This is a genomic window from Viridibacillus sp. KH_047 (assembly GCF_057838945.1).
On sequence record NZ_CM174479.1, the window covers coordinates 449,524 to 468,304 of the forward strand.

Consider the following 18,781-nt stretch of genomic DNA (forward strand, 5'->3'; position numbering starts at 1 on the left):
AACAATATGATAGCACGCTATACTCGTCCAGAAATGGGCGCAATTTGGACAGAAGAAAACAGATATCAAGCTTGGTTGGAAGTTGAAATCTTATCATGTGAGGCTTGGGCAGAACTTGGGGATATCCCGAAAGAGGATGTTGTGAAAATCCGTGAGGGTGCAAGTTTTGATATCGACCGTATTTTAGAAATTGAAAAAGATACTCGACATGATGTAGTTGCATTTACACGTGCTGTTTCTGAAACTCTAGGGGAAGAACGTAAATGGGTACATTACGGTTTAACTTCTACGGATGTTGTAGATACTGCTCTTTCTTATTTAATTAAACAAGCTAACGAAATTTTACGTAAAGATATTAAAAACTTTATCGAAATTTTAGAGAATAAAGCGAAAGAACATAAATACACAGTTATGATGGGCCGTACACACGGTGTTCATGCTGAACCAACTACATTCGGTTTAAAACTCGCATTATGGTTAGAAGAAATGAAACGCAATTTAGACCGCTTCGAAGCATCAGCTCAAGTAATCGAAACAGGTAAAATTTCTGGAGCGGTTGGTACTTATGCTAATATTAATCCATTTGTTGAAAAATACGTTTGCGAAAAATTAGGCCTTCAAGCAGCTCCTATTTCTACTCAAACGTTACAACGTGACCGTCATGCACAATACATGGCAACTTTAGCTTTAATCGGATCTTCAATTGAGAAATTCGCAACTGAAATTCGTGGTTTACAAAAATCAGAAACACGTGAAGTAGAGGAATTCTTCGCAAAAGGTCAAAAAGGCTCTTCTGCAATGCCTCACAAACGTAATCCAATCGGTTCTGAGAATATGGTTGGTATGGCTCGTTTACTTCGCGGTTATATGATGACAGCTTATGAAAACGTGTCACTATGGCATGAACGTGATATCTCACATTCATCAGCAGAGCGTGTAATCTTACCAGACGGTACAATTGCTCTAAACTATATGTTAAATCGTTTCGCAAACATTGTGAAAAACTTAACGGTATTCCCTGACAATATGAAACGCAATATGGGTCGCACATTTGGCCTTATCTATTCACAACGTGTATTACTTGCTTTGATCGACAAAGGCCTTGCACGTGAAGAAGCGTACGATACAGTACAGCCCCTAACTGCTAAAGCTTGGGACGAACAAGTGCAGTTCCGTGGACTAGTTGATGCTAGTGAGAAAATCACTGCTCATTTATCAAAAGAAGAGTTAGATGATTGCTTTGATTACAATCATCATCTACAACATGTAGATACAATTTTTGAACGTCTAGGATTAAACTAAACCGGGGGAATTAACAGTGGAAAAAGGTCAACTTTTGTATGAAGGAAAAGCTAAAAGATTGTACTCAACAGCAGAAGAAAATATTCTGTTTGTTGAGTACAAAGATAGTGCTACAGCATTCAATGGTGAGAAAAAAGAGGAAATCGCAGGTAAAGGTATTTTAAATAATAAAATTACTACTTTAATTTTCGATAAATTAAAGTCAGCGGGAATCGAATCTCACTTTGTTGAACAAATTTCAGAAAACGAACAGCTTGTAAAAAAAGTTGACATTATTCCAATTGAATTGGTTGTCCGCAATATTGCAGCAGGTAGCCTTGCAAAACGACTTGGATACGAAGAGGGTACAACTCTTCGTCGTCCAATCGTTGAATTTTATTACAAAAACGATGATCTTGGAGATCCACTCATCACAACAGAGCATATTGATATATTGAATATTGCTACACCAGAAGAAGTACAAGCTCTTTATGACAATGGCTTAAAGGTGAATGAAGTTCTCCGTCCATTATTCCAAGAAATCGGCGTAACTCTAGTAGACTTCAAACTAGAGTTTGGTCGTGATGCTAGTGGGCATGTGCTATTAGCAGATGAAGTTTCACCAGATACTTGCCGTCTTTGGGACATAGAAACAAATCAAAAACTTGATAAAGACGTTTTTCGTCGAGATCTTGGTAATTTAACAGATGTTTATAAAATCATATTAGCTCGCCTAGGAGGACTATCAAAATGAAAAAGGTAAAAGTTTATGTAACATTACGTGAAAGTGTATTAGATCCACAAGGTTCTGCAGTGAAAGGCTCATTACACACAATGGGATACAAAGAAGTTGCAGACGTTCGTATTGGTAAATATTTAGAATTACAAATCGAACCATCTGATCGTGATTTAAATGTAGTAGTAAGAGAAATGTGCGAAAAACTACTTACAAATACTGTTATAGAAGACTACCGTTTTGAAGTCGAGGAGGCTAACTAACTATGAAGTTCGCAGTACTCGTTTTCCCAGGATCGAACTGTGATTTAGATATGTATCACGCAATTAAAGACGAGCTTGGTGAAGAAGCAGAATATGTATGGCACGATACAAAAGATTTAAGTAGCTATGACGGTATATTATTACCAGGTGGATTCTCTTACGGAGATTACCTACGTTGTGGTGCAATTGCTCGCTCTTCAAATGTTATGACTGAAGTAGTAAAAGCTGCTGAAGCAGGTAAGCCAATCCTTGGCGTTTGTAATGGATTCCAAATTTTAACTGAGGCAGGCCTACTTCCGGGTGCCCTTCTACGCAATAAAAACTTGAAATTCATGTGTCGTACTGTTGATTTAAAAGTAGTTAACAATAATACAAAATTTACAAATCAATATGCAAAAGATGAAATTATTAAAGTACCTATCGCCCATGGTGAAGGAAATTATTACTGTGACGAAGATACTTTGCAATCATTAAAGGACAATAACCAAATTGTTTTCACTTATTCTAGCGAAAATCCAAATGGTAGTTTAGAAGATATTGCAGGAATCGTCAATGAACGCGGTAATGTACTTGGTATGATGCCTCACCCAGAGCGCGCAGTGAACGAATTAATCGGTGGCGCAGATGGACTTGCAGTATTTAAATCAATCGTCAAACAGTGGAGGGAAACACATGTCAATCAAGCTTGAACCAACACAAGAGCAAATTAAAGAGCAAAAACTCTATGCACAAATGGGCTTGTCCGATGAAGAATTTGCGTTAGTTGAAAGTATTCTAGGACGTCTACCGAACTGGACTGAAACAGGTCTGTTCTCAGTAATGTGGTCAGAGCACTGCTCATATAAAAACTCTAAACCGGTGCTACGTAAATTCCCAACTACAGGACCTCGAGTATTACAAGGCCCTGGTGAAGGTGCAGGAATCGTCGATATCGGCGATGACCAAGCCGTTGTGTTCAAAATGGAATCACATAATCACCCGTCTGCAATTGAACCTTATCAAGGTGCAGCAACAGGTGTTGGCGGTATTATCCGTGATGTGTTCTCAATGGGTGCACGCCCGATTGCTATGTTAAACTCTCTACGCTTTGGTGAGTTGAAAACTCCACGCGTAAAATATTTGTTTGAAGAAGTAGTAGCAGGAATTGCAGGCTACGGTAACTGTATCGGTATTCCAACAGTTGGTGGAGAAATTCAATTTGATGATTGTTACGAAGGTAATCCATTAGTAAATGCTATGTGTGTCGGTTTAATCGATCATAAAGACATTCAAAAAGGGATTGCTTCAGGTGTAGGTAACCCAGTAATGTACGTTGGTGCTAAAACAGGTCGTGATGGTATTCACGGTGCCACATTTGCTTCTGAGGAATTAAGTGAGTCATCAGAGGAAAAACGCCCAGCTGTACAAGTTGGTGATCCATTCATGGAGAAATTACTTCTTGAAGCTTGCCTAGAATTAGTGAAATTTGATTCACTAGTTGGTATTCAAGATATGGGTGCTGCAGGCTTAACTTCATCATCTGCCGAAATGGCTTCTAAAGCAGGTTACGGTATTGAGATGAACTTAGATCTAGTACCTCAACGTGAAACAGGTATGACAGCTTACGAAATGATGCTTTCAGAATCTCAAGAGCGTATGTTAATCGTTGTGAAAAAAGGTCATGAAGCTGAAATCGTTACTTTATTCGAGAAGTACGGTTTAGATGCTGTAACAATCGGTCATGTAACTGACGATAAAATGCTACGCCTTATACATAAAGGAGAAGTTGTAGCAAATGTTCCTGCTGATGCCCTTGCAGAGGAAGCACCTGTTTATAACAAACCATCAGCAGTACCAGCTTACTACAATGAATTCCAAGCAATGGAAAATGTAGAGCCTACAGTAGCTGACTATAAAGAAACTTTAATCTCACTATTAAAACAATCTACAATTGCTTCTAAAGAGTGGGTTTATGACCAGTATGATTATCAAGTACGTACATCAACAGTTGTAGCACCAGGATCTGATGCAGCAGTAGTACGTGTACGTGGTACGAACAAAGGTCTTGCAATGACAACTGACTGTAACTCTCGTTATATTTACTTAGATCCAGAAGTTGGCGGGAAAATTGCGGTAGCAGAAGCAGCCCGTAACATCGTTTGTTCTGGTGGTAAGCCACTTGCAATTACAGATTGCTTGAACTTTGGTAACCCTGAAAAACCAGAAATCTTCTGGCAAATCGAAAAATCAGCTGACGGTATTTCAGAGGCTTGTTTAGCATTAGAATCACCAGTAATCGGTGGTAACGTTTCTCTTTACAATGAGCGTAGTGGAGTAGCTGTTTATCCAACGCCAACAATTGGTATGGTTGGTTTAGTAGAAGACTTAGCTCACGTTACAACACAACAAGTTAAAGAAGCGGGAGACTATATCTACTTAATCGGCAATACAAAAACTGAATTTGGTGGATCTGAACTTCAAAAAATGCAAAATGATGGTCGTATTTTTGGTCTAGCACCAGAAATCGATTTAACTGTAGAAGCAGAACGTCAAGATGCATTATTAAAAGCTATTCAACAAGGTTTAGTTGCATCTGCACACGATGTTGCTGAAGGTGGCGTAGCTGTTGCATTAGCAGAAAAAACATTCGGTACAATTTTCGGAGCAGAAATCATCTTAGAAGGTTCGGCAGTAACTGCTTTATTTAGTGAATCGCAATCACGTTTCTTAGTTACAGTTAAAGCTGAAAATGCACAAGCGTTTGAAGTAGCTGTAAAAGATGCTCGTAAAATTGGTGTTGTTTCAGCAGATGCCGCATTGAGTGTTCGTGGTGAAGACGGTTCTACATTAATCGAAGGTCCAGTAGCAGAATTCCAAGATGCTTGGAAAGGGGCAATACCATGTTTGGTGAACTCAGAGGCTTAAATGAAGAATGTGGCGTGTTTGGGATTTGGGGTAATGAAAACCCAGCGCAGCTTAGTTATTACGGTTTACATGCATTACAACATCGTGGTCAAGAAGGAGCAGGGATTGTTGTCAAAGATGGCAAGCAATTTCGCGCTGTAAAAGGCGAAGGCCTTGTAAATGATGTATTTAGTGAAGGTAAATTAGAAGGCTTAAAAGGACAAGCAGCAATAGCTCATGCACGTTATACGACAGCAGGAGGCGGCGGAATTGAAAATGTTCAGCCGCTGCTGTTCCGCTCATCAACAGGCAGTTTATCAATTGCACATAATGGTAATTTAGTTAATGCAAATCACTTAAAGCAACATTTAGAACGTCAAGGTAGCATTTTTAACTCAACTTCTGATACAGAAGTACTTGCTCACTTAATTAAAAAAAGTACGCATCCGACATTTCTATCAAAAGTGAAAAATGCGCTTACTTTGTTAAAAGGTGCATTTTCAATCTTGATGTTATCTGAAGAAGGTTTAATCGTAGCTCGAGATCAGCACGGTTTACGCCCTTTAGCACTTGGTAAATTAGGTGACAGCTGGGTTGTTGCTTCTGAAACTTGTGCATTCGATTTAATTGGTGCAGAATTCGTTCGATCAGTAGAACCAGGAGAATTAATTGTCATAAATGATTCTGGTGTGAAAAGCGACCGTTTTGTAGAACCAGCTAAACGTGCAATGTGTGCAATGGAATATGTATATTTAGCACGACCAGATTCAGAAATTGGTGGCATAAACGTGCATATGGCACGTAAACGTATGGGTAAAACACTTGCTAAAGAATGTGCTCATATTGAGGCAGATGTTGTAACCGGTGTTCCAGATTCAAGTATTTCTGCAGCGATTGGTTTTGCAGAAGAGAGTGGGATTCCTTACGAATTAGGCCTTATTAAAAACCGTTATGTTGGTCGTACGTTCATTCAACCGACACAAGAGTTACGTGAACGTGGTGTGAAAATGAAATTATCTCCAGTACGTCAAGTTGTTCAAGGAAAACGTGTTGTAATGGTAGATGATTCAATTGTTCGTGGTACAACTTCAAGACGTATAGTTAAAATGTTGAAGGAAGCTGGAGCAGCAGAAGTACATGTTGTCATCAGTTCTCCACCAATGACAGACCCATGCTACTACGGTATAGATACATCTTCATCAGAAGAACTTATAGCTTCTAGTCATAGTGTTGAAGAAATCCGTGATGCAATTGGTGCTGATACGGTAACGTTTTTATCTGTTGAAGGCATGGTAGAATCTATTGCTCGTCAACACGAAGGTCCGGAACGTGGTCTATGCTTAGCATGTTTTACTGGAAAATACCCAACTGAGATTTTCCCGGATACTATCTTGCCACACGAAAAAGAACTTATACGTTAAGGAGACGATCTACATGTCAAAAGCATATGAACAAGCAGGCGTTAATATTGAAGCAGGCTATGAAGCAGTCCAAAGAATGAAATCACATGTTGAACGTACAGCAAGAAAAGGCATCATGGGTTCATTTGGTGGCTTTGGCGGCATGTTCGATTTATCTGAATTAAACTTGAAGGAACCAGTTCTTATTTCTGGTACTGATGGTGTTGGGACAAAATTAAAACTAGCGTTTATGGCTGATAAACACGATACAATCGGAGTAGATTGCGTAGCAATGTGTGTAAACGATATCGTTGCACAAGGTGCAGAGCCATTATACTTTTTAGATTACGTAGCAGTTGGTAAAGCTGAACCTGCTAAAATTGAGCAAATTGTTAAAGGTGTTGCTGATGGTTGTGTTCAAGCGGGTGCTGCGTTAATCGGTGGCGAAACAGCTGAAATGCCTGGTCTGTATGAAGAGGATGAATATGATTTAGCGGGCTTTGCGGTAGGTGCTGCTGAAAAAGCAAACATCGTAACAGGTGAGAAAATTTCAGAAGGTGACGTACTTGTAGGTCTAGCTTCTAGCGGTATTCACTCAAATGGTTATTCACTTGTCCGTAAAATTGTTTTTGCTGATAATGGCTTTACACCTGAAACAATTGTTGAAGGCTACGAGAACCTAGGACCGATTGGTGAAGCTTTATTAGTACCAACAAAAATTTATGCAAAACCTGTTTTAGCAATGCTAAAAGAGTGTGAAGTGCATGGTATGGCACACGTTACAGGTGGTGGTTTCTACGAAAACCTACCTCGTATGATGCCAGAAGGACTAGCAACTGAAATTGATTTAGGCACTTGGCCAGTATTACCTGTCTTTGAATTCTTAAAAGAGAAAGGTAATCTACAAGAGCGTGATTTATATAATGTTTTCAATATGGGAATTGGATACGTACTTTCAGTACCAGCTTCTGAAGCGGCTCGTATTATCGAGGTTGCGGAACAGCATGGTGAAAAAGCGTATGAAATTGGTCGAGTTGTGAAAGGTGAAGGTGTTCTTTTCAACGGTAATCATGATGGGAGCCTAACTCATGAGTAATATCGTTTCCATCGCAGTTTTCGCATCAGGCAGCGGTTCTAATTTTCAAGCTATTCAAGAAGCAATTGAACGCGGTGAACTAAATGCGAAAATTGAGCTCGTTGTCACAGATAAGCCTGGTGCTTATGTTGTAGAACGTGCTAAAGCAAAAGGTATCCCTGTATTAGCACTAAGTCCTAAGGATTTTGGTTCTAAGGAAGCTTATGAACAAGCTATTTTAGCTAAGCTACAAGAGTGTGAAGTGAAATGGATCGTTCTTGCGGGATATATGCGTTTAATCGGTGAAACATTATTAAATTCCTATACTTCGAAAATTGTTAATATTCACCCTTCTCTATTACCTTCGTTTCCAGGAAAAGATGCCATTGGACAAGCAATGGAACATCGTGTGAAAGTAACGGGTGTAACAGTTCACTTTGTAGATGCGGGGATGGATACAGGTCCAATTATTGCGCAACGTGCTGTAGCAGTCACTGACGGTGACCGCGTGGCAACTGAACAAGCAATTCATGCTATTGAGCATGATCTTTATAAAGAAGCATTACAGGAAACTTTAAAATAAATAATTAAGTGGAACCAGAGCTTCGTGCTTTGGTTCCGATTATATACTACATAAGAATTACAACTTGCTTTCAAATCTAAGGAGGAAATAATCGTGACGAAACGTGCATTAATCAGTGTCTCTGATAAATCAGGTGTTTTAGAATTTGCTAAGGAATTAGAGGCATTAGGCTATGAAATTTTATCAACAGGCGGTACAAAAAAACATTTACAAGAAAACGGTGTAGCAGTAACTGCTGTTGACCAAGTAACAAACTTCCCAGAAATTTTAGGTGGACGTGTTAAAACATTGAACCCGCTTATTCATGGTGGATTACTTGCAAAACATGATGATCCTGAACACCAAGCGCAAATGGCTGAACATGGTATTCAACCAATCGAAATCGTTTGTGTAAATCTATATCCATTCGTTGAAACAATTTCAAAGCCTAATGTAACAATCGTCGATGCTATTGAAAATATTGATATTGGTGGTCCAACAATGCTTCGTTCGGCTGCTAAAAATCAAAAATATGTAACTGTTATCGTCGATTCAAATGATTATGCAACTGTATTAGCAGAGCTAAAAGCAGAAGGTCAAACAACACTTGAAACACGTCGTCGTCTAGGTGCAAAAGTATTCCGTCATACAGCGGCTTACGATTCTTATATTTCTAACTACTTAACAGAATACACTGGTGAAGAATTCCCAGAGCAAATGACTTTAACATACGAATTAAAACAACCACTTCGTTACGGTGAAAATCCACATCAAAAAGCAGCTTTCTACCAAAAGCACTTAGGCTCAGATTTCTCAATCGCATCAGCTGAGCAATTACACGGTAAAGAACTTTCTTACAATAATATTCAAGATGCAAATGCAGCACTTCAAATTATCAAAGAATTTGACGCACCAGCTGCAGTAGCGGTTAAACATATGAACCCTTGTGGTGTTGGTACAGCTGAAACAATATCTGAAGCATTCGCTAAAGCATATGAAGCAGATTCAACTTCAATCTTCGGAGGTATCATTGCGTTGAACCGTGAAGTAGATTTAGCAACAGCAGAACAGCTTGCTGGAATCTTCTTAGAAATTATCATCGCTCCTGCATTTACTGCTGAAGCGCTTGAAAAATTATCTGCGAAGAAAAATATTCGCTTATTAACAATTTCATTTGCACAAGAAAAACGTGATGCATTCAACATAGTATCTGTTGAGGGTGGCTTACTTGTTCAAGAGCCAGACCGTTTCGGCTTAAAAGATGGAGAAGTAAAAGTAGTAACAGACCGTGAACCAACTGAAGAAGAATGGGCAGCAATGAAACTTGGTTGGTCAGTAGTAAAACACGTTAAATCAAATGCCATCGTTGTAACTGATGACAAAATGACATTAGGCGTTGGTGCTGGTCAAATGAACCGTGTAGGCTCAGCGAAAATCGCATTAGAGCAAGCTGGTGAAAAAGCACAAGGTGCAGCACTTGCATCAGATGCATTCTTCCCTATGAATGACACTGTAGAAACTGCCGCTAAAGCAGGCATCACAGCAATCATCCAAACAGGTGGCTCAATCAAAGACCAAGATTCAATCGACAAAGCAAACGAATACGGCATCACAATGGTATTTACAGGAGTAAGACACTTTAAACATTAAATGCTGAAGGCGCTCGCCCAGCTGCGAGGTCGTTGTAAGGCGGAAGCCAAAGTCGCTCTTAGACTTTGAGCGCCCGACTGAAACGACCCGAGTAGCTAGCGCCTGAAGCTGGATATGCTAGTTAAGGAAGGCAACCTAAATGCGCGACGTCGTGTCGCGACGGTTGAATGACCAGCATCCTGCTGGCTCAAGGCGCTCGATCATCGGCGACAAGCACTGGAAGGCTCGAATCAAAGGCGCTTTTTGCCTTTGACCGAGAGACTGAAGTGACCTCGGGCCGATAGCGCCTTGAACCGGATATCTGAATAAGGAAGGCAACCTAAATGCGCGACGTCGTGTCGCGACGGTTGCATGACCAACATCCTGTTGGCCCAAGGCGCTCGCCCAGCTGCGAGGTCGTTGGAAGGCGGAAGCCAAAGTCGCTCTTAGGCTTTGAGCGCCCGACTGAAACGACCCGAGTAGCTAGCGCCTGAAGTTGGATATCTGAATAAGGAAGGCAACCTAAAAGCGCGACGTCGTGTCGCAATGGTTGCATGACCAACATCCTGTTGGCCCAAGGAACACAACGATAATACATCGGCGTGTTCCATTAATTTATAAGTAGGGGGAAACATCAATGAAAGTACTAGTTATTGGTAGTGGCGGTCGCGAGCATGCAATTGCTAAACAATTTGCAAATGCAGCATCCGTTGAGAAAGTATTTGTAGCTCCAGGTAACGATGGTATGAAAAATGATGCAGAGTGTGTGGCGATTGACGTTTTCAACTTTGCGGAACTTATAGCTTTTGCTAAAGAGCAGTCAATCGACTTAACATTTGTCGGGCCTGAACAACCTTTAGTAGCTGGTATCGTAGATGCTTTTCAAGAAGCAGGTTTGCGCATTTTTGGCCCAACAAAGGCGGCAGCTAAAATAGAAGGTAGTAAATCATTTGCAAAAGAACTAATGCAAAAATATAATATCCCGACAGCAGCTTCCGCAACATTTACTGAAGCAGATGCTGCAATTGCATATGTGAAAAAAATGGGGGCACCAATTGTTGTAAAAGCAGATGGTCTAGCTGCCGGAAAAGGTGTAATCGTTGCATTAACTGAAGAGGAAGCGATTGAAGGCATCAAAGACATGATTGGTAATCAACGTTTTGGCGATTCTTCTTCTCGTGTAGTAATTGAAGAGTTCCTTGATGGGGAAGAGTTCTCTTACATGTCATTTGTACATAATGGTCAAATTTATCCAATGGTTATTGCACAAGACCATAAACGTGCATATGACGGTGATAAAGGTCCAAATACAGGTGGAATGGGTGCTTACTCTCCAGTACCTCAAATTTCTGATGCGGTTGTTAAACGTGCATATGCTGAAGTAGTCGTACCAACTGTACAAGCGATGACAACTGAAGGTGCACCTTTCACTGGGATTTTATATGCAGGACTTATTTTAACTGCTGAAGGTCCAAAGGTAATTGAATTCAATGCACGCTTTGGTGATCCTGAAACACAAGTTGTATTACCACGTATGGCTTCTGATTTTGGAGAATTCATGATGGCGTTAATGAATGGAGAACCTTATACATTGGAATGGTCGAAAGATGCAATGCTAGGTGTAGTAATTGCTTCTGAAGGATATCCAGGCGATGTAAAAAAAGGTGCGAAATTACCGTCACTTGAAAAATTATCAGCAAACTTCGATGTGTTTCATGCCGGAACAAAGCTAGTAGGAGAAGACTTTGTAGGAAATGGTGGACGTGTACTACTAGTTACTACAAAGGCTACATCATTAAAAGAAGCACAACAACAAGTATATGAAGGTCTATCTAAAGAATCTTGGGCGGGCTTTTTCCACCGTTCGGATATTGGTTGGCGTACAATGAAGTAAAACGAAAAGCTGCCCGATTTTTAGGTCGGACAGCTTTTTGTATAGTATGGGAATTATGAATTAGTTGAGTTAGATTGACTATTATTATTGTTCTGTTTTTGATCATTTGACTGATTTTTAGAGTTGCTGTTTTGTGAATTATTCTTTTCACCATTGTTATTGGAGTTACTATTCGAATTACTATTCGAATTACTATTGGAATTAGTATTAGCATTCGAATTACTATTGGAATTAGTATTAGCATTCGAATTTCCACCAGCAAAATCTTTCATCAATTGATCAATATTCGGAATAATACTTGCAGCTTGGCCACCAAAAGCACTTGCCATAGAACTATCCATTACGGATTTCATAGTGGAGTTCATCATTGCCTTTCTTGGACAATACTTTAAAATACCTTCCGCTGTTTTATAAGCACCGAAAATAATCATCAATCGACCACTAGTACAATTAGAATTGCGCGAAATTCTACCGATACCAAATGCTGTCATAGTTATACCACATGTTAACTGCATAAAAGCATTCCTCGTACTTAAGTTTTCTGATTGTGTCAATTAAGTCACCCTCCTATACAAATTTTCCCACAAAATACTACTAAAAACTTTGCTTTCCTAAAGTGCTGTGATACGATAATTCAATAATGCTAAAACAGTATTAAATCCTATTTTTGACATAAATTAAATAATCGATTTAACGAGCATATAAACAAAAAAGGAAAGCGAAAGGAGATGGATGTAATGCCAGAACCCTCATGGAAAATCAGTCAAATCCGTCAACAAATAGCCATCATTGATGGTAAAGAAGCACCTAATTTAGTAATTAAAAACGCGCGTTATTTACATGGCGTATATAAACAATGGATCCAGGGGAATATTTGGATTGATAAAGATCGTATTATTTACGCAGGACCTAAAATGCCACCAAACACAGCGACAACAGAGATTGTTGATGCTGAGGGACAGACGATTGTTCCAGGTTACATTGAACCACATGTTCATCCATTTCAGCTTTATAATCCCCAATCCTTTGCGGATTATGCAGCGCAACGTGGAACGACGACGTTTCTATCTGACAACTTGACGCTATTTTTGGCAATTAAAAACAAGAAAGCGTTTACAATTTTAGATCAATTAAAGCAACTGCCATTCTCATTCTACTGGTGGGCTCGATTTGATTCGCAAACGGAGCTTGAAAATGAACATGATCTCTTTACGACAAAAGCAATTAATGATTGGCTTGAACGAACAGATGTCATGTTAGGTGGGGAGTTAACAGGTTGGCCAAGATTACTAGCAGGCGATGACCAAATGCTATATTGGTTAAAACTCGCAAAAGCACATGGTAAAAAAATTGAAGCACATTTGCCGGGTGCATCTGAAAGAACCTTAGTCCGCATGAAGCTTTTTGGTGCTGATGGGGACCATGAATCAATGACTTTAGAAGAAGTGGAAAATCGTATTTTACATGGATATGCAGTAACTTTACGTCATTCTTCAATCCGTCCAGATTTACCAATACTTTTGAAAGATATTGTTGAGAAGAAATTGAATATTTTTGATCACTTAATGATGACGACAGATGGTGCTACACCTTCATTCCATAGAGATGGTGTGATGGACAAATGTGTTCAAGTAGCCCTTGATGCTGGAGTGGCGCCGATCGATGCCTATCAAATGGCATCTTACAATGTTGCGCGCTATTATAATATGAGTAATTTACACGGAATTATAGCAACAGGACGGTATGCTACTCTGAACTTTTTAGAAAATGAATTTAATCCAGTTCCTGTAAGCGTATTGTCAAAAGGTGTTTGGTTAAAACGCGACAATCAAAAGGAGTTCACTCTACCATCAATCGATTGGTCAGCGATGGGCACACTCGATTTGAGATTTGATTTATCTGATGATGACTTTCAATTCTCGATGCCATTTGGGATCCAGTTGGTGAATGATGTTATAACGAAACCATATAGCGTATCCGTTCATACGAATGAAGGTAAACTTCACACGGATCACGATGAATGCTATTTAATGCTAGTTGATAAAAATGGAAAGTGGCGTGTAAATACTTTGCTAAAAGGGTTTGCAACACATCTTCAAGGATTTGCATCCTCTTACTCAAGTACTGGCGATATAATCTTAATAGGAAAAAATACAAAAGATATGTTAATAGCCTTCAATGAAATGAAAAAAATGAAGGGTGGTATCGTAATTGTTGAAAATGGGCGAGTTTTAGAAAGCCTACCACTTTCAATTGGAGGAGGATTATCCGCCGAGCCTGTTGAAGTATTAATAGAGCAAGAATTAGCTCTAAAGAAGGCGTTACAAGAACGAGGCTATAATCTGGGTGATGCTATTTATACATTGCTATTTTTACAATCTACACATTTACCTTATATTCGGATTACTCAACGCGGTATTTTCGATGTGATGAAGAAAACCGTTCTATTCCCGTCCGTTATGAGATAGGAGGAAATCTTTTGAAAAAGAAGTTGATGGTGGGGCTATTAGTACTTGGCGTTTTTATCGTCGGATGCTCTAAGGAGAAAGAAGAAAAAGAAGTAAAGAAGGAACCAGAAAAAACGGAAGTACAAGCGGAAGCAGAAGTTGAGAAAAAGACATATTTCACACCGTTCACTGGTTTAGAGGTAGAGCAAAAACCAAAAATGCGGCCAGTGATGGTGACGATTAATAATCATCCGCAAGCACGTCCTCAATCTGGTCTAACTTCGGCTGATCTAGTTTATGAGATGGTAGCTGAAGGGAATATTACACGTTTGCTTGCAGTATTCCAAAGCGAGTTGCCTGAGAATATGGGTCCTGTAAGAAGTGCAAGAGATTATTTTGTTGAGCTAGCAAAAGGGTTAGATGCATTTTATATTGCACATGGATATAGTCCAGAGGCGAAAAGGGTGTTAAGTGCTGGTGTAGTGGATAATATTAATGGGATGCAATATGATGGTTCATTATTTCAACGATCAGCGGATCGAGTAGCGCCACACAACTCCTATATTTCAGAAGAAAATGTAAAGTTAGGATTTAAAAAGGTAGGAGCTTCATTAAAAATGCACAAAAAAGTACCTTTCTCTTTTTATGAGTCTGCTGAAGATGTTAAAATAGAAAAGGATATTTCGAAAGTAGATATTCGTTATGGTGTTGATGAACAATTCCATAACACATATACTTTTAATGAAGACAGTAAATTATATGAACGTCAATCTGGCGGCGTAGTTACTAAGGATTTATTAAACGATGAATCTGTACAAGTTGCCAATGTATTATTCTTTGAAGTGAATCAAAGTACTGTTGATCAAAAGGGACGTCAATCGCTTGATTTGACTTCAGGTGGAAATGGTTATGTATTTCAAGCTGGACAAAAGTTAGATGTCAAATGGCGAAATGTAGATGGTGTATTAGTACCATATGCAAATGATCAGCCTGTTAAATTAGTGCCTGGTAAGTCGTGGATTCACCTTGTACCTTCCAATCCTGGATTAGCAAAAGCGGTCACATATGAACCTTAATGAGGAAAGGGGGAATGAAGCATGCAAATTGAAAAAATTAAAGGTCATCAAACAGAACAACTATTTAAAGCAGTTTTGGAGTTAAATGACATAGAAGAATGCTATAAATTCTTTGATGATCTATGTACAATAAGCGAAATCCAATCTTTAGCACAACGTTTTGAAGTAGCGCATTTATTACGCCTGAAAAAAACGTATGAAACAATCAAAAAGGAAACAGGTGCTTCCACAGCAACAATTTCTCGTGTACGCCGTTGTTTTGATTACGGAAATGATACATATGATGAAATGCTTGGTCGCCTTTATCCAGATGAAAAACCTTTTCTAGCGCCTAAAGACTGAGAAGTTGTTTAACAAATATAATGAAACCGACTGAGCAGATATCTGTTCAGTTTTTTTCTTGTGAAATAAATTTTTGATAAATTCTTTCTAGCCTTTTCGAATATTCAATTGAGGCCACGTTTGACTAATGTATACTGGTAATTAGAGAAAAACTTGGTTACTCTTTGGCTAAGTCAAATAGATATTAATATTACAGATAGGTGGGTTAAAATGGAGTTTCAAAATTGGCGTCATGTATTTAAAGTAGATCCCGCAAAACCAATGACAGATGAAGTGCTAGAGCAATTGTGCGAATCAGGCACAGATGCAATAATTGTTGGTGGTACAGATGATGTGACAATAGATAATGTATTAGATTTATTGGTAAGAATTCGACGTTTTATAGTGCCAGTCGTTTTAGAAATTTCTAATTTAGAATCCGTTACACCAGGTTTCGATTATTACTTTATACCAACAGTATTAAATAGCAGTAACACCACATGGGTAAAGGATTTACATCATCAAGCGATTAAAGAATACGGCGATATTATGATGTGGGACGAGCTTTTTGCAGAAGGCTATTGCATATTAAATGCAGATTGCAAAGCTGCAAAAGTGACGGAGGCAAATACTGAGTTAGATGCAGAAGACGTAGTAGCTTACGCAAGAATGGCTGAAAATCTGTTCAATTTACCTATTTTTTATCTAGAATATAGTGGTGTTTACGGGAATCCTAATGTAGTAAAAGATGTTCAAGCAGTTTTAGAAAATACACGATTATTTTACGGTGGAGGTATTTCTAACCCTGAACAGGCAAAGGAAATGGCGCAATCAGCTAATACCGTCGTAATTGGCAATATTATTTATGAAGATTTAAAAGCAGCGCTTAGTACAGTAAAAGCAGTGAAAGAAATATAAAACTATAGTATAATCAAGAACAAATGTTTGTATTGTAAAAAGGTGGTGCGTTATGGAACAGCTAACGAATAATTTATTAAAAGGAATGAACCCTGAACAGGCAGAGGCTGTGAAAACAACAGAAGGCCCATTGTTAATAATGGCCGGAGCAGGATCAGGGAAAACGCGCGTACTAACTCATCGTATCGCGTATTTAGTAATTGAAAAAAAGGTTTATCCTTCGAAAATATTAGCCATCACATTCACGAATAAAGCGGCTCGTGAAATGAGAGAACGTATCGATGGGTTACTAGGCAACGGCACGGGTGCACAAATGTGGGTATCTACATTCCACTCTATGTGTGTTCGAATTTTACGCCGTGATATCGATCGTATTGGTTACAACAAAAACTTCTCCATTCTAGACACAACGGATCAATTGACAGTAATTAAAAACGTTTTAAAAGAGTTAAATATAGATCCTAAACGTCATGATCCACGCTCTATGTTAAATGCGATTAGTTCTGCGAAAAACGAATGTATCGATGTTGAAACATATAAAGCACAAGTGAGTTCAACAAACCCATATGAAAAAACAGTAGCAGATGTATATGAAGGTTATCAAAGACGATTGCGAAAAAACCAATCATTAGATTTTGATGATTTAATCATGATCACTATTCGTCTATTCCAACAGGTACCTGAAGTATTAGAGTATTACCAAAATCGATTCCAATACATTCACGTGGATGAATATCAAGATACGAACCATTCTCAATATCAATTAGTTCAAATGCTTGCGAAGAAATTCCAAAACATTTGTGTTGTTGGTGACTCTGACCAATCAATTTATCGTTGGCGCGGAGCAGATATCCAAAATATTTTATCTTTTGAAAAAGACTATCCTAAGGCAAAAGCGATCATGTTAGAACAGAATTATCGCTCATCTGCACGCATCCTTCAAGCGGCTAATGACGTCATAAAAAATAACTCAAGTCGCTATCCAAAAGAACTTCGTACAGAAAATGCTGAAGGTGAGAAAATTGCTATTTCACGTTCTTATGATGAGAAACAAGAAGCGCAATTTGTCGTACAAACAATTCAAGAACTAATGTTAAAAGATAATCGCTCACTTGATGATTTCGCAATTCTTTATCGCACGAATGCACAATCGCGTGCAATGGAAGAGGTGCTGGTGAAGTCGAACATGGCTTATACAATTGTTGGTGGTACGAAGTTCTATGATCGTAAAGAGATAAAGGATTTACTAGCATACCTACGTTTAATTGCTAATAATGACGATGATTTATCTTTAGCGCGAATTATTAACGAACCAAAACGTAGTATTGGTGCGACTTCTTTTGATCGTATGGCACAATTCGCATTCGAACAAGATCGGTCTATTTTTGATGCATTAAGAGAAGTTGACTTTATGGGCTTGCCTGCAAGAGCAGCTAACGCAGCAGCAAAATTCCATGCGATGATTTCGGACTTTACGCGAATGCAGGAATTTTTGTCTGTGACAGAATTAGTTGAGCAAGTACTCGAAAAATCGGGCTATCGTGAGATGTTGAAAACTGAAAAAACGATTGAAGCAGAGAGCCGCTTAGAGAATATCGATGAATTCTTAACAGTTACAAAAGCATTTGAAGCCCAAAGTGAAGATAAAACACTTGTTGCCTTTTTAACAGATTTAGCTCTTATAGCAGATATTGATTCTCTTGATAAAGAGGATGAGTCTAAAGGTAGCATTGTTTTAATGACTATGCACTCTGCAAAAGGTTTAGAATTCCCAGTCGTGTTCATCATCGGTATGGAAGAAAATATCTTCCCACACTCACGTTCATTGCAAGATGAAGATGAAATGGAAGAGGAGCGTCGCCTTGCTTATGTAGGTATCACACGTGCTGAACAAAAACTATTCTTAACTTGTGCACAAACGCGTACTATTTTTGGACGTAGCAGTTATAACAATCCATCTCGATTCTTACAGGAAATTGATAACGGAATTATTGAAGATGTTTCGGCTAACAATAGTAGTAGTACAAGTGCTGGACGTTCACCACGTCAGTCTGGATTTGTTACATCAACAATACAGCCAACTCGTACAGTAGTGACAAAACCAGCTTATACACAATCTGGTGGAGAAAAACTTGGCTGGGCTTCTGGCGACAAAGCATCTCATAAAAAATGGGGTGTCGGTACAGTTGTTAGTGTCCGTGGTGAAGGAGAGAATGTTGAGTTAGATATTGCATTCCCAAGCCCAACAGGTATTAAACGATTATTAGCAAAATTTGCGCCTATCGAAAAAGTATAG

16 protein-coding genes are annotated in these 18,781 nt (G+C 38.9%); 15 read left to right on the forward strand and 1 reads right to left on the reverse strand.

All coding sequences use genetic code 11. The annotated features are described in order from the left end of the window. Positions 1-6: 6 nt before the first annotated feature. The 10 genes from purB to purD all read left to right on the forward strand — a co-directional run bounded on the left by purB (position 7) and on the right by purD (position 11,723). Positions 7-1,302 (forward strand): adenylosuccinate lyase, encoded by a 1,296-nt coding sequence (purB, locus tag AC3IS5_RS02295; RefSeq protein WP_489426400.1) that lies wholly within the window; start codon positions 7-9, stop codon positions 1,300-1,302. A gap of 16 nt (positions 1,303-1,318) precedes the next feature. Then, complete coding sequence (gene purC, locus AC3IS5_RS02300; RefSeq protein ID WP_489426401.1) at positions 1,319-2,035, forward strand: phosphoribosylaminoimidazolesuccinocarboxamide synthase; 717 nt, start codon at positions 1,319-1,321, stop codon at positions 2,033-2,035. Next, positions 2,032-2,280, forward strand: coding sequence for a phosphoribosylformylglycinamidine synthase subunit PurS (gene purS, locus AC3IS5_RS02305; protein WP_489426402.1), 249 nt, complete (start codon positions 2,032-2,034; stop codon positions 2,278-2,280). Before purC ends, purS begins: the two co-directional genes overlap by 4 nt. A gap of 2 nt (positions 2,281-2,282) precedes the next feature. Beyond that, the gene (gene purQ, locus AC3IS5_RS02310) at positions 2,283-2,969 is read left to right on the forward strand and encodes a phosphoribosylformylglycinamidine synthase subunit PurQ (RefSeq protein WP_489426403.1); all 687 of its coding nucleotides are present in this window, start codon (positions 2,283-2,285) and stop codon (positions 2,967-2,969) included. Next, positions 2,953-5,184: a phosphoribosylformylglycinamidine synthase subunit PurL gene (gene purL, locus AC3IS5_RS02315; RefSeq protein ID WP_489426404.1), complete on the forward strand. Its 2,232-nt coding sequence runs from the start codon at positions 2,953-2,955 to the stop codon at positions 5,182-5,184. Before purQ ends, purL begins: the two co-directional genes overlap by 17 nt. Next, positions 5,160-6,584: an amidophosphoribosyltransferase gene (gene purF / locus AC3IS5_RS02320; RefSeq protein ID WP_489426405.1), complete on the forward strand. Its 1,425-nt coding sequence runs from the start codon at positions 5,160-5,162 to the stop codon at positions 6,582-6,584. Before purL ends, purF begins: the two co-directional genes overlap by 25 nt. A gap of 13 nt (positions 6,585-6,597) precedes the next feature. Then, complete coding sequence (purM, locus tag AC3IS5_RS02325) at positions 6,598-7,659, forward strand: phosphoribosylformylglycinamidine cyclo-ligase (RefSeq protein ID WP_489426406.1); 1,062 nt, start codon at positions 6,598-6,600, stop codon at positions 7,657-7,659. Further along, entirely contained in the window at positions 7,652-8,221 is a 570-nt protein-coding gene (purN, locus tag AC3IS5_RS02330) for a phosphoribosylglycinamide formyltransferase (RefSeq protein ID WP_489426407.1), read from the forward strand. Before purM ends, purN begins: the two co-directional genes overlap by 8 nt. Positions 8,222-8,314: 93 nt before the next feature. Then, on the forward strand, positions 8,315-9,850 hold the full coding sequence (gene purH / locus AC3IS5_RS02335) for a bifunctional phosphoribosylaminoimidazolecarboxamide formyltransferase/IMP cyclohydrolase (protein ID WP_489426408.1): 1,536 nt from the start codon (positions 8,315-8,317) through the stop codon (positions 9,848-9,850). Between the two features lie 616 nt (positions 9,851-10,466). Next, positions 10,467-11,723: a phosphoribosylamine--glycine ligase gene (purD, locus tag AC3IS5_RS02340; protein ID WP_489426409.1), complete on the forward strand. Its 1,257-nt coding sequence runs from the start codon at positions 10,467-10,469 to the stop codon at positions 11,721-11,723. A 53-nt stretch (positions 11,724-11,776) separates the two neighbouring features. Here purD and AC3IS5_RS02345 read toward each other — a convergent pair whose 3' ends face one another. After that, on the reverse strand, positions 11,777-12,277 hold the full coding sequence (locus AC3IS5_RS02345) for a hypothetical protein (protein WP_489426410.1): 501 nt from the start codon (positions 12,275-12,277) through the stop codon (positions 11,777-11,779). A gap of 183 nt (positions 12,278-12,460) precedes the next feature. Between AC3IS5_RS02345 and AC3IS5_RS02350 the strand changes: the two genes are divergently transcribed. The 5 genes from AC3IS5_RS02350 to pcrA all read left to right on the forward strand — a co-directional run bounded on the left by AC3IS5_RS02350 (position 12,461) and on the right by pcrA (position 18,781). Next, positions 12,461-14,191 (forward strand): adenine deaminase C-terminal domain-containing protein, encoded by a 1,731-nt coding sequence (locus tag AC3IS5_RS02350; protein ID WP_489426411.1) that lies wholly within the window; start codon positions 12,461-12,463, stop codon positions 14,189-14,191. A gap of 11 nt (positions 14,192-14,202) precedes the next feature. Next, on the forward strand, positions 14,203-15,246 hold the full coding sequence (locus tag AC3IS5_RS02355; RefSeq protein WP_489426412.1) for a DUF3048 domain-containing protein: 1,044 nt from the start codon (positions 14,203-14,205) through the stop codon (positions 15,244-15,246). 21 nt (positions 15,247-15,267) lie between these two features. After that, on the forward strand, positions 15,268-15,588 hold the full coding sequence (locus AC3IS5_RS02360) for a YerC/YecD family TrpR-related protein (RefSeq protein ID WP_038178690.1): 321 nt from the start codon (positions 15,268-15,270) through the stop codon (positions 15,586-15,588). Between the two features lie 210 nt (positions 15,589-15,798). Beyond that, complete coding sequence (gene pcrB, locus AC3IS5_RS02365) at positions 15,799-16,485, forward strand: heptaprenylglyceryl phosphate synthase (protein WP_489426413.1); 687 nt, start codon at positions 15,799-15,801, stop codon at positions 16,483-16,485. A 52-nt stretch (positions 16,486-16,537) separates the two neighbouring features. Next, positions 16,538-18,781 carry a DNA helicase PcrA gene (gene pcrA / locus AC3IS5_RS02370; protein WP_489426414.1) on the forward strand — a complete coding sequence of 748 codons (2,244 nt, stop codon included), beginning with the start codon at positions 16,538-16,540 and terminating at the stop codon, positions 18,779-18,781.

Coding starts and splice junctions, on each gene's coding strand:
- purB (WP_489426400.1), top strand. CDS start 7: ATGATAGCACGCTATACTCGTCCAGAAATGGGCGCAATTTGGACAGAA.
- purS (WP_489426402.1), top strand. CDS start 2,032: ATGAAAAAGGTAAAAGTTTATGTAACATTACGTGAAAGTGTATTAGAT.
- purQ (WP_489426403.1), top strand. CDS start 2,283: ATGAAGTTCGCAGTACTCGTTTTCCCAGGATCGAACTGTGATTTAGAT.
- purL (WP_489426404.1), top strand. CDS start 2,953: ATGTCAATCAAGCTTGAACCAACACAAGAGCAAATTAAAGAGCAAAAA.
- purF (WP_489426405.1), top strand. CDS start 5,160: ATGTTTGGTGAACTCAGAGGCTTAAATGAAGAATGTGGCGTGTTTGGG.
- purM (WP_489426406.1), top strand. CDS start 6,598: ATGTCAAAAGCATATGAACAAGCAGGCGTTAATATTGAAGCAGGCTAT.
- purN (WP_489426407.1), top strand. CDS start 7,652: ATGAGTAATATCGTTTCCATCGCAGTTTTCGCATCAGGCAGCGGTTCT.
- purD (WP_489426409.1), top strand. CDS start 10,467: ATGAAAGTACTAGTTATTGGTAGTGGCGGTCGCGAGCATGCAATTGCT.
- AC3IS5_RS02350 (WP_489426411.1), top strand. CDS start 12,461: ATGCCAGAACCCTCATGGAAAATCAGTCAAATCCGTCAACAAATAGCC.
- AC3IS5_RS02360 (WP_038178690.1), top strand. CDS start 15,268: ATGCAAATTGAAAAAATTAAAGGTCATCAAACAGAACAACTATTTAAA.
- pcrB (WP_489426413.1), top strand. CDS start 15,799: ATGGAGTTTCAAAATTGGCGTCATGTATTTAAAGTAGATCCCGCAAAA.
- pcrA (WP_489426414.1), top strand. CDS start 16,538: ATGGAACAGCTAACGAATAATTTATTAAAAGGAATGAACCCTGAACAG.